The sequence below is a fragment of the Candidatus Zymogenus saltonus genome, assembly GCA_016929395.1.
GTDB classification, from domain to species: Bacteria; Desulfobacterota; Zymogenia; order Zymogenales; family Zymogenaceae; genus Zymogenus; species Zymogenus saltonus.
Genome location: JAFGIX010000022.1, coordinates 1 through 12,004, shown reverse-complemented (window position 1 = coordinate 12,004; position 12,004 = coordinate 1). Strand labels below are relative to the sequence as shown.

8 protein-coding genes are annotated in these 12,004 nt (G+C 48.1%); all 8 read right to left on the bottom strand.

Annotated elements, in window-relative coordinates; genetic code table 11:
• Positions 1-4: 4 nt before the first annotated feature.
• Complete coding sequence (cheB, locus tag JW984_04240; protein MBN1572387.1) at positions 5-1,813, bottom strand: chemotaxis-specific protein-glutamate methyltransferase CheB; 1,809 nt, start codon at positions 1,811-1,813, stop codon at positions 5-7.
• Complete coding sequence (locus JW984_04235; GenBank protein ID MBN1572386.1) at positions 1,813-2,865, bottom strand: response regulator; 1,053 nt, start codon at positions 2,863-2,865, stop codon at positions 1,813-1,815. The genes cheB and JW984_04235 overlap by 1 nt, the downstream gene beginning before the upstream one ends.
• Before the next feature lie 13 nt (positions 2,866-2,878).
• The gene (locus tag JW984_04230; GenBank protein ID MBN1572385.1) at positions 2,879-3,274 is read right to left on the bottom strand and encodes a response regulator; all 396 of its coding nucleotides are present in this window, start codon (positions 3,272-3,274) and stop codon (positions 2,879-2,881) included.
• A gap of 527 nt (positions 3,275-3,801) precedes the next feature.
• Positions 3,802-5,175: a sigma-54-dependent Fis family transcriptional regulator gene (locus JW984_04225; GenBank protein MBN1572384.1), complete on the bottom strand. Its 1,374-nt coding sequence runs from the start codon at positions 5,173-5,175 to the stop codon at positions 3,802-3,804.
• 315 nt (positions 5,176-5,490) lie between these two features.
• Complete coding sequence (locus tag JW984_04220; GenBank protein MBN1572383.1) at positions 5,491-6,576, bottom strand: hypothetical protein; 1,086 nt, start codon at positions 6,574-6,576, stop codon at positions 5,491-5,493.
• 300 nt (positions 6,577-6,876) lie between these two features.
• The gene (locus JW984_04215; protein MBN1572382.1) at positions 6,877-8,256 is read right to left on the bottom strand and encodes an amino acid permease; all 1,380 of its coding nucleotides are present in this window, start codon (positions 8,254-8,256) and stop codon (positions 6,877-6,879) included.
• Positions 8,257-8,471: 215 nt separating this feature from the next.
• Positions 8,472-10,367: a 3-deoxy-7-phosphoheptulonate synthase gene (gene aroF / locus JW984_04210; GenBank protein MBN1572381.1), complete on the bottom strand. Its 1,896-nt coding sequence runs from the start codon at positions 10,365-10,367 to the stop codon at positions 8,472-8,474.
• 159 nt (positions 10,368-10,526) lie between these two features.
• A complete protein-coding gene (locus JW984_04205; protein MBN1572380.1) occupies positions 10,527-11,822 on the bottom strand; it encodes an ATP-binding protein in 1,296 nt (431 codons plus the stop codon).
• Positions 11,823-12,004: the final 182 nt, after the last annotated feature.

Below are 12,004 nucleotides of genomic sequence, written 5' to 3'. Positions count from 1 at the left end.
ACGATTATATATTTTTTAATGCCGCGGCAATCTCGTGGGCAAGTCTGACATCCGATACCACTTTATCGGCGAGGCCGGAGTCAATCACCTTTTTGGACATATCGGGAGACAGACATGTCTCGGGCATTTGGGCGAAGACCTTTCCTCCGACGTTTTTCACCTCCGCCGCGCCCTCCAAGCCATCCGTTCCTTCCCCCGTCAGGATCACGCCGAGAGTCTTGTCGCCGAAGGACTCGGTAAGTGAGATCAAAAGCATGTTGAACGAGTTGGGATGATCGAAGTCAAATGGTCGGTCGTGAATCTTAAGCCTTGCCCCTTCGCTCCCCCCCTCAACGGTGATATAATCGCTGTCGGACGAAATGTAACACACTCCGCTCTTTATTATATCACCGTCCTCGGCGGACTTCACTACAATCGGTGAAAACTGACTCAGGTACTTCGAGAACGGCTCGACGACCTCCTTCGGCATATACTGCACGACTATGATCGCGGCATTAAAATCGTCCGGAATCGAGGGGAGAATCTTGAGCAGAGCGCCGTACCCCCCCAGGGCCGCCCCCATGGCCACTATATACTTGGTGTTCTCCAGGGAGTCAACACTTGCCTCTTGGCGTTTGTTCTGTTTTAACCGGATATGTTGAATACTGCTGGTTTTGACCCCGGCGGCCCTCTTGACCTTTTCTATCATAATCTTCTTTTGGTCGTCAAGGTTAAGATCCTGACGGGAGCTCGGCTTGGAGATGAAGTCGATGGCGCCGAACCTCAAGGAATCGAAGGTTGTACTCGCCCCTTCCTGGGTATAGGCGGAGAGCATCACCACGGGTGTGGGCTTCATGATCATGATGTGCTTCAAGGCCGTAAGGCCGTCCATCCCGGGCATGTTGACATCGAGGGTTATGACATCCGGATTATGCTCATTTACCTTTAAAAGAGCTTCCTCTCCGTCGGCGGCCGTATCTATAACTTCTATATTTAAGTCCTTCGACAAAATGTCGGATATCCCCTTTGAGATTATCTTCGAGTCGTCTACGACCAACACCCTGATGGTACCGTTATCCTTTTTGGCCTCTGTATCCTTTTGGTGATCGACGGAGACCTCCTCCTTGAGGACAAAGTCCCCCCTCTTCTTCTCATCGATATAGATGAAGGTCTCAAGGAGCAGAGACTCCCACTTTTTGTGGATGGAGGTCTTCGGAGCGGAGACGTTCCTTTCTGTTGAAAAGGTCCCCCCGGGGAAATTCAGGATAGCCATGAGCGCATCTTCACCCTCGAACCTGTCCGTCGATGCGTGAACCACGTCTCCATTTTCAAAGTAAATCGCTCCCTGATCGGTGCCCGTATTTATCCTTACGACGTTTTTAAGCCTCGCAATGCAGTTCAGCTGAATTATATCGGCAATCTGTATTCCATCCATGGCCCCGGCGAAACCCTTGCCCGCGTGCTCAAAGGCGCTGCTCACAAATCTTAGGAGCTCCTCATTCTGGAAAGGCTTCTCTATAAAGCCGACCGATCCCTTCTCGAACGCCTCCTTATGGAGCTCGGGCGTGGAATATCCGGTCATCATTATCACCTTGATCGAGGGGAGCCTCCTCTTAGCCTCAATAAGGAGATCAAAACCGCTCAATCCCGGCATATATATATCCGTTATCAGAAGGTCGATCTCGTGTTCCCTTATAATCTCCAGCGCATCCTCGCCGGAAATGGCGCTTAAGACTTTACCTTCCGTCAACAGCTCTTTCAGATACTTGGTAATTACTAAGAGAAGGTTTTCGTCATCGTCAACAACAAGGATTAACTTCTTACCGTCTTCCATTATTCTCTTTCACCTCGCTCGATCTTGCCGATCAGTTCGATTATCAAAGACACGGTATCCTCGCTGATTTGAACACTTTTAGCATTTGCCCCCTTTAACGCCCCCATTTGTGATTCCGGAAAAATATAGCTGTTGCCGTTCTCCATGAGCGTCTCGCCGCCCATATCGTTGATTTTCATAAGGCCCTTAACGCCGTCATCCTCCGCTCCGGCAAATAGGAAGCCGATGGTCCCCGAGCGCATTACTTCGGCAGCGGATACCATCATTTTGTCAATCGAATTTCCCTCGGAGGAATTGACTCTCAAGACCACATCCCCTGACCTGTTTCTCTCGAAGGTCACGGCCTTATCCAAAGAACTTATATAGGCGGTGGAGGCATCTAGCCACACGCCGTCCTCCGCTTTCCTGATCCTTATCGGAGACACGCTGTCGAACTTCTCCACGAAAGACTCGAGGATCACCGGTGAAATATCCTGCGTTACGACAATAGGGAGCGGGAAATCCTCCGGCAGTTTGGAGATAAACCTGATCAGATTGTTCGGCCCTCCGAGAGAGGTCCCTATGACAAGGATACCCTTCTTCGACCAAGCTCCCCGTTTCCCCTTCTTTTCAAAAGCTCTTATCCTCGCCCTTCTTACCTTTTCAATATCCACGGCCGAGGCGATTTTAATCTTTCTTATAAGGTCCTCCTTCTGAAGCTCCATATCCCTCGAGACGGAACCGGACGGCTTAGGAAGAAAATCGACAACGCCGAGCCTCAGAGACTCAAAGGTAATCTGACCCTGATGGGTGAGGGCGCTCACCACCACTACGGGCGTTGGATACTTAATCATTATATGCTTTAACGCCGTAATGCCGTCCATCTCAGGCATATCTATATCGAGGGTCACCACGTCCGGCCTCAGCTCCCTTATCGCGTCAATCCCCTCCCTGCCCGTCTTTCCGTACCCGACAACCTCTATATCCGGATCCGCTTCAAGAATCCTCGTAAGGGCCCTTCTCATAAAATCGGCATCATCGACAATCAAGACCCTTATCTTTTTGTCCGACATGAAAATAATCTTCCTATGTTTCCATTGCCTCCACTATCATCTTCGCAAGGCTCTCAATCAAAAACGGCTTTTCGAGATAACCGAAGAGACCCTCCTTTTCGAGAAGCTTCTTCTCTTTCGAATTGATGTGATTGGAAAGTAGAATCGTTCTTACATCGGGAAAGAGCTTCTTTATCTCAAGGAATAAGTTTACACCCCCCATCCCCGGGAGAACCGTATCGGCTATTATAATATCATACATATGTTCTTCTGTCATCTTCAGGGCGCTCTCTCCACTGTCGGCAATATTCACCTCTACCGCAGGAAACGCCCCCTCAATATCACTTTTCAGGAAATCAGCGTAGGTCGATTCATCATTCACGATTAATATTGCTTTTCCTTTGTCAGCCATTTTTTTACCGACAGCCATCCTTATACACTAATTTCTACAAGAGATAGAATCCCCTTTTTTTGTGCGTTCACGGTTTGAGAAGATGAATCACGTATTCCAAAGATGCCAATCTTTTAATAAAAAGTGCAATAATACATATTGATATAATAAATACGCAATTTTTATGCCTAAATAGCGAAAGAATCCCCTCTCAACCGGAGAGGAGAATCTAATTTTGGCAATTTTTTCAATAACTTATAAGCCTTATAGAAAAACTCGGATTTACCCCCTATTTGACAAAAAACAGTTAATGCAAAATATTTTGCACACATAAATATCCACATCCCATCTTTTCCTCTTTTCCTTAATAATTTCAATAAGATCAGCAATCTGTGGGATAATCTAATGGTGTGTATAATATTTTACAAAAAAAATACCTATAAAATATCCTCCCATTGAAACTTATAATGCTCTTTCTCCCCATCTCAATTACCATATTTTATGATCTATTTAAAGAATTCCCTATATCATAAATAAGAAACAACAAAAATCGCCCCACTCCTTTTCTACCTCAATCCCAGCTTCTTCATCTGATAGAGAAGCACCTGTCGGGGAATCTTCAGAAGACGCGAGGCCCGGGATTTGTTCCCGCCCGTTTGCTTCAAGGCCTTCAAGATCATCTCGGAAGACACCTTGTCTATTGTCTCATTGAAATCTATTCCGTCTTCAGGTATAACCGCCGGTATAATGTAATCATCTGAAGATTTTTTGACGGATTCAATAGCCAGATGCCTTGCGCTTATCTGCGGACCGTCGGAGACGATTACGGCGCGCTCGAGGACATTCCTCAATTCCCTGATGTTGCCGTTCCATGAATAACCGATGATCTTCTCCATGGCCTCTTCGGAAATCCCGCTGACCCTCTTTTTGAGCTTTTTTGAAAACTCCTCCAAAAAGGCCGCCACAAAAAGCTCTATATCTTCTTTCCGCTCCCTCAATGTCGGAAGCACCAGGTGCATCACCTTGAGCCTGTAGTAAAGGTCTTTTCTGAACTCGTTTTTCGTTACGGCAAGGGCGAGGTCCTTGTTCGTGGCAGCGATGACCCTGACATCCAGCTTTATATCCATCGTTCCCCCTACCCTCTTATAGGTCATGGTGTCCAGAAACCTCAAGAGCTTTGCCTGAAGCTGAACGGACATCTCCCCGATCTCGTCCAAAAAGACTGTCCCCCCGGAGGCCAGCTCCACCTGCCCCTTCTTCCTCACCCTGGCATCGGTAAAGGCGCCGGGCTCATAACCAAAAAGCTCCGTCTCTATAAGGTTTTCGGGTATCGCCGCACAGTTTATCTCCACAAAGGGCTCGTCACGGCGTCTCGAACGGTAGTGGATGAACCTTGCGAGATATTCCTTTCCCGTCCCGGACTCCCCTTCAATCAGGACCGTGGCGGTGTCCGACCCCGCAACAAACAGCGCCAAACGGTAAATCTCCCACATCTTCTGAGAGCGACCCACCAGATAATTGAACTTGTACTTCTTCCTGTCAACCTCCTTCAGATACTCTATCTCCCTCAAGAGCTCGAGGTGCTTGAGATTCTTCTTGATGGCAATGAGAAGCTCGTCCTCTATTATCGGCTTTATAAGGTAATCACCCGCTCCGAGCTTCATGGAGTCGATGGCCGTCTCGATAGTACCGTGGGCGGTCATCATCACGACCTGCGGACGCTCGTACATCTCGTTGACTTCCCTCAATAAATCCATTCCGCTCATATCAGGCAGCATCAGATCCAACAAAACCAGATCGGGATTTACGCTGTTTATTAGCTTTAATCCCTCCGAACCGGTGAAGGCGCTGTATACAATATAGCCGCTTCCCTCCAACGATTGCGTAAGGAATCCGCTGAAACCCCTGTCATCCTCAACGATGAGAATTGTTGTATCCATCGACACGATATATATTTTAATATAAAATTACACTAAACTATTTTTCAATATAATATAATAGAACACAATGATGCAAAGTTATGTATAATATTATACAAAAATAGGGTAAAAATACCAGAAAAAAATGCAAAATTTTTATACAATTTTCATTTTTTCCGATTGAAGCGCTGATTTCAGGCGAATAACGGGCGGATTTACAGCGTCATCCTAAAAATCAAGGGAAGGGGGATTGTCCCAACCCCCTTTTTAGGTCATCGTCCTTTGAAGGTGAGATATAACGATCGGTCGACCCTTCCAGCAACAGAGCGATACGGCTCAATCAATATATGAGCCGTATTTATGGAGGGCCTTTACCATGGCGATGTAGTTTTCGGGCTTGACGCCCGGGTGGATCGTGTTTGACGAGGCCAGGATATATCCGCCGTTGGGGGCGGCGATCTCGATGGTTTGCTTCACCTCCTCCTCGACATCCTCGATCGTTCCTGTAACGAGGGTCTCGATACAGTCGATGTTCCCCATGAGGCAGACCCTGTCGCCGATCCTCTCCTTCGCCTCGGCTATGTCCATACACTGGGGCTGGAACGGGTGGATGCCGTCGAAGCCGGATTCGAGCCAGTAGTCGATGAGCTTCCAGACGTTCCCGTCGGAGTGCTTGAAGATCATGGCGCCACTATCGTGGGTCAACTTGACTATCTCGTTATAGAGGGGATGAATGTATCTCTCGAAGAGCTCCGGCGCCATGAAGGCCCCGCTGTCGTAGGCGAGGTCCCCGTCCAGCGAGATGATGTCGGCGCCCATCTTTATCGCGAGCCCGATCTCCTCCTTTATGTAGTCGGCGCTTAAGCGCATCAGCGTATTGACAAGATCCGGGTCTCTCCTGAAGGCTATTAGGAGCTTATCCATCCCGCCCAGCAGGTTCCAGCTCAGCCGGAAGGGACACCTTATGCTCATGATGACCGCCCGCTCCCCCCCGAACCTCTGGGCGCAGTAGCTGAGGGACAGGATGTCGGTCTCCTTCGGCCTCGGCACCTTGTACCCCTTGAGGTCGCCCGGGGTCTTTATCGGGCCGTCGACCACTAAGGCCTCGCCGCTGGGGTCGAGCTTATAGGTCACGTCCCAATCGTCCACATACCTCAAGTCATCTATGAACTTCACCTCGGAAAAGAGCCTGACCACAACTCCATCAACGTCGAGCTCCTCTATAAAGAGGATAAGCGCCTCCATGAGCTTTATCTTGTCCTCGATACTCATCTTCTGGAAATAGCCTATAGCGGGAAGGTCGTCGGTGAAGTGCCTGGCGATCCCTATTATCGAAGACTCGTTGTAGGCAAGCTCGAAGTGGGGAACCCTGTCGGGAACCTTGACGGCAAGGGCGGTCTTCGCCCTTTCCAATCCGTTCATTGTCTATCCTTTCCCGAAATATTTAAAAATGACCCGTAAAACTTCTCTCAACAAACCTTTAAGGCCGTTAACTGTAAAACCCTCCCCCCCGACAAATATGGTGGGCGGCCCGCTTAGAAACAGCGGGGGAGGGGGGAATCCCCTCTCCCCGCATCGTTACCCAAGACAAGAAACGCCTCCGGTCGGCCCCCTCCTCATTCTCATCCGTTACAAAAAAACCGACAGACCGCCGCCGACAATTTCCTGCCCCGTTACGGAACCGAATATCAACCACAGAAAGGGGTAAAGAAAACAGGGCCGTTACTTAAACATCGGCCGTCCCGGCATCTTTATCCCGCGCTTTTTCAAAACCATCTTCCTACCGTAGTAGTAGAGGGCGGAAATCGCCATAAAGACGAAGAACATGATAACGGTCAAATGAAGCTTTATGCTTATCATCAACATGCAGAGGAGGAGAAAAATAGCCGTGTTCAGAATTACCGCCGTCCAGCTTACCGCCGCCACCAGCCTCTTCGATATCTTGAATCGGGATTTTTCGTATATGGCATTCATTTTGAAGGGGACTATCGCCCCCGCCAAACATACCACAGTAATCGGGAAGATCAGCCCGAAGTTTGTCATGGCCCCGAAGATGGTTACGGGTTTTTGCCCGATACTTGCAAGGATCAAGAGGGATGCGGCACATACGATAAAGATAAACGTCAGGCCCCAGTACGGAGTGCCCGATTTCTCCCCCACCTTTCCCATGAAGTCGGGAAATATCTTCTCGCCGGAGATCACCACGAACCCCCTGGAGATGACGGTGAAGATTATATTGATGGTGGTGGCGCACGCCACAAGCGCCCCGCCTATGATGAAAAAATCCACCAATCCCGGACTCATGAAATTCCCCGCAACGGTGGTGAGCGTCCCCTTGGCCTTCAGCGCGTCCCACCTTTCGGCGCCCACGGTAACGATGTGGATCAACAGATATATTCCAACCACTATTCCCATCCCTGTTACGAGGGCCCTCTTGTACCTCCTGGAGCCGTCTATCACCTCGCCGCCCAAATCCACGGCAAAGAGCCCCCCAGCGCAAAAGGTAAAGAGCATCCCGGTTGCGGCTATGAATTTCCCCACGCCGTTTGGAAACATGGGCGTGAAGTTCTCGACCCTAACGTGGGGAACACCGAGCACCACGTAAAGGATTAGGGCCGCCATCATCACGATAAAAAGGATGGTCTGTAGCTGTGCTGTGAACTTTATCCCAAGCAGGTTCACCACATAAAAAACGGCCAAGACAATAACCCCCACGACGGCCGGATTTATATCGGCGGCAAAGAGATCGTCAAAGTACTGCCCGAAGGTCATCGCGAAGAGGGGCTGCGCCCCCACCAGCATACAGAGGAGAAGGGTAAACATTGCGATAAAAGCAAGCTGGGGATTTAAAAGCTGACAGTAGCGGTATGTGGCGCTGGTCGTAGGGTAAGCAGTTGAAAACATCGAATAGGGGACAAGCGCCAGGAGCGACGGGATCGACGCCATTATCATGGCTATAGGAAGCGAAGGGCCGGTGATGTCCGCCGCCACGATGGTGAGGGAAAAGAGCGCCCCGCCGATGTTCATCCCGACGAAAACCGCCACCAGTCCCAGAAAGCTTATCTCCTTTTTCAGCCTCGCTTCCGATTCGTGTATCTCCATAATATTTCTCCTGTTAATCTAAACTATTATCAAATATGAGACGTCATACCAATTATGCCGTCAAAAAATACCCTAAAGAATTACAAATGTCAAACCTTTATAGCGATCCAACCAAAAGCTCTTTTAACGGAACTACCCATCGACGGATACGGCCCATTAAAACATTGAACACGTTATGATGACCAACGACCACTCCATCAATTTCCGCCCCAAATCTACGTCAAAACGGAGCCGGTCCTGTAGCTCCCCAGGACCTTCACAAAGTCGGTGTTTTCTTCAAGCCCCTTTATGACCTTCTTGTAGCGCTTGTCCTTGTCGCCCATCTCGATGTCCACGTAGAACATGAAGTCCCAGTCGGTGTCGAGCGCCTTTCTCGATTCGAGCTTGACCATGTTGATCTCCTCTTCGGCGAAGACCTTGAGCGTCTTGAAGAGCGCCCCCGGCCTGTCGCTTACCGCAAAGATCATCGAGGTCTTGTCCGCCGGCCCCTCGACAAAACCGCCGGCCGATATGATAACGAACCTCGTGAAGTTCTTAGGGCTGGTCTCTATCCCCTCCTTCAGAATGGACAGCCCCGAGATGATCGCCGCCTCCTCGCCGGCAATAACCGCATCCGTCTTGTCCCCCGACTTTTTCAGGCGGGCTATCCCGGCGGCGGAATCCCTGACCGCGATGAGGTCCCACTTCGGGTTTTCGTCCAGGAACTCCTTGCACCTCTCGAACACCTGGGGCACACCGTAGACGCGCCTGATCTCCTTCAGGTCGACCCCCTTGTTTCCGATCAGGTTGTGGACTATGCGCAGCGTCAGCTCGCCCACTATCTTGAGGTCGTGCTCCAACAAGAGATCGTAGTTCTCGTGGATGCTCCCAGAGAGGGAGTTTTCAAGGGGAATCAACCCGAGATAGGCCTCCCCTCCCGCCACGGCATCGAAGAGTTCCTCGAAGCTGTCAACGCTTTTCTGCTTTACATCCGACCCGAAGAACTGGATGCACGCTTTGTGGCTTGCAGAGCCGGGGACGCCCCTGTATACGACCTTCTTCTCTCCCCTTCCCTCTTTTACGGGCGCCCGCATGATCTTCGCCTTTTCGATGTAGTCGTAGTCGAGCTGCTTTCCGACCACAGGCGCAATCACGTGAAGGTCGCGCATCAGCTTCTCGAACTGCTCCGGGTAGAGACTCTGGGGACCGTCGGAGAGGGCCTTTTCCGGCTCCGTGTGAACCTCGACCATTATCCCGTCCGCCCCCGATGCGATGGCGGCCCTCGCCATTGGGCTCACCTTCTCCCGGATGCCGGTGGCGTGGCTCGGATCGACTATTATGGGGAGGTGCGTCAGTTTCTTAATCACCGGTATGGCGGTGAGGTCGAGGGTGTTTCTTGTGTAGGTCTCAAACGTCCTGATCCCCCGCTCGCAGAGGATGACCTTGTCGTTTCCCTCCGATAGAATATACTCGGCCGCCATCATCCACTCCTCGATGGTCGCAGATATCCCCCGCTTCAAAAGAACCGGCTTTCCGATCCTGCCGATAGACTTCAAGAGCTCGAAGCTCTGCATGTTCCTGGCGCCCACCTGAACGACGTCCACGTACTTCATCATCAGGTCCGCCTGACTCGGAGAGGTCATCTCGGTCACTATCCCGAGGCCGGTCTCCTCCCTCACCTCGGCCAGTATCTTGAGCCCCTCCTCCTCCAGCCCCTGAAACGAGTAGGGGGAGGTCCTGGGCTTGAAGGCGCCCCCCCGAAAGAGGACCGCCCCGCTCTTCTTGACGACCCGGGCTATTTCCAGGGTTCTCTTCCTCTCCTCCACGGCGCACGGCCCGGCGATGACGACGAGCCTGTCCCCCCCGACGGCCACGTCGTTGACCATGATTATCGACGGCTCCGGGTGGAGCTCCCTGCTGACGAGCTTGTACGGCTTCGAGATAGGGATGACCTTGGCGACCCCCTCCAGCGTCTCGAAGTACCTGAGGTCTTTCTTGACCTTCCCGACGACGCCCAAAATGGTGTCCTCGACGCCGACGATCTCCCTTATCATGCAGTCGTCCTTTTTGAGGGCCTTGATCAGCCCCTCCTTTTGTTTCGGTGTGATTTCTTTCTTTAGAACGAGGATCACGATTTGCCTCCTGACGTTGACTTACCAAACCGCACTTTACACGAAGGAGGGGGAAATGTCAATTGATTGCTAGGATAGAGGGATTGAATAATTTAGATCTGTTAGAAGAAGTAGTTCGTTACCAAACTTATAATTGTGTTCTAAAAATATGTGCTTGTTCTATCTTTCATGTAATCTTTTTTGCCAATGTTCTATTGTATCATCAGGTATTTCCCAATTGAAATATAAAAAGATATCTTTTACTAATCTTTTTACTAAATCTTCATAATTGGTTTTTAAGTCAAATAGTTTGATATTTATATCACTTTGTATTGATGTCTCTTCTGTTTTATAAAAGCCTGATATTTGTCTACTACTATGATCTGAAACTAAAGAACGATCCTTTATACCGTATAATGATATTTCGATAAATAAGTCATCTTCATTAAGACAAATTTTATCGAAATATCTTTTTATAAAAAGCAGAAATTCCATAATAGAGTAAATTGTATCTATGAAGTTTATATCCGTAATTTTATCTTCATCAATATCTTTCCAAAAGTATCCTTTCCAATAAAATAAACCGCTTTTGAATGCACTATAACCTTCAACATGATCTTCAAAGTTAATATATGATCGTCTACCTTTTTTAAAAAAAGAAGCACTATTTCTATTAGTATATGGAAAATACCAGCCACGTAACCTTACTTCAGAGCTTTCTACTAAATTTCTTATTTCCTCTTTATTTAATATCCTATCAGGTATATAAATGTTCGGATATGAAATAACATTCCAATATCCGTATTTTTTGTATCTATCGCCGAACTTATCATCAAAAAAATTGTTTACTTCCTCAATTTCTGCTTTGTAATTTTTCAAAGATTCGTCAGTTGGTTTCATTGGTTTCCCAGATATTAAAAGCTTAATACTATTTAGTAATTCTTCACCTTTTTTAACCGTAGCCCTTCTTAATAAATCTCTCATGTCCTCAACTGATTTAATAGATTCTGTCGTTCCTTTATCTGTCCTAATAAATACCTGACCTTCTTTTAAAATATGTTCTTTAGGATTATCTGTTGAATGGGCGTCCTTTTTACAAATTATTGGCTCCACTTCAAATTCGGGTATATCTATTACAACAACATTCTTTCCATCAATTACCATTTTATAGACTTGACATGCAAATTTTGGCTCTGCATATTTTTGAAGAAAATTGTTAACTTCTGTCTGATCAAAGGATTCATAATCTTCTTGCGATAATCCTACAAAGTTGTAATCACTATCTCTAACGCCAAAGATAATTTTCCCGCCATCTTGAGTATTAGCCATAGCAAGAATGTCTTTTACTATATTTAGCATTCCATCTTTATTATTCTTAACCCATTTGAACCTCTCTTTGTAATCGAGGTTTTTAGGCTCTGTTCTCCGCTCGATAAGGTCTCTAATGTCTTTTTCTGTTAGCTTTGAAATGTCCATTTTCTTTCTTCAAATATTTTTACTATTATTCAATCAAAAAATAGTATAAATTGTCAAGATAATAAACCATACTAAACAACCTGTAAATTTATTTATATGTAAAAGTCAAGCACCTTCCGTACAGTATGTCCTCTCGGGGCCGCCGATTTAGGCGGCTTCCTTTGGTATCTCGTTTCTTTTCT

Excerpts from the sequence above, each read along its gene's own strand:
- JW984_04225 (MBN1572384.1), bottom strand. The coding sequence starts at position 5,175 with ATGGATACAACAATTCTCATCGTTGAGGATGACAGGGGTTTCAGCGGA.
- JW984_04235 (MBN1572386.1), bottom strand. The coding sequence starts at position 2,865 with ATGTCGGACAAAAAGATAAGGGTCTTGATTGTCGATGATGCCGATTTT.
- JW984_04215 (MBN1572382.1), bottom strand. The coding sequence starts at position 8,256 with ATGGAGATACACGAATCGGAAGCGAGGCTGAAAAAGGAGATAAGCTTT.
- cheB (MBN1572387.1), bottom strand. The coding sequence starts at position 1,813 with ATGGAAGACGGTAAGAAGTTAATCCTTGTTGTTGACGATGACGAAAAC.
- JW984_04205 (MBN1572380.1), bottom strand. The coding sequence starts at position 11,822 with ATGGACATTTCAAAGCTAACAGAAAAAGACATTAGAGACCTTATCGAG.
- JW984_04230 (MBN1572385.1), bottom strand. The coding sequence starts at position 3,274 with ATGGCTGTCGGTAAAAAAATGGCTGACAAAGGAAAAGCAATATTAATC.
- JW984_04220 (MBN1572383.1), bottom strand. The coding sequence starts at position 6,576 with ATGAACGGATTGGAAAGGGCGAAGACCGCCCTTGCCGTCAAGGTTCCC.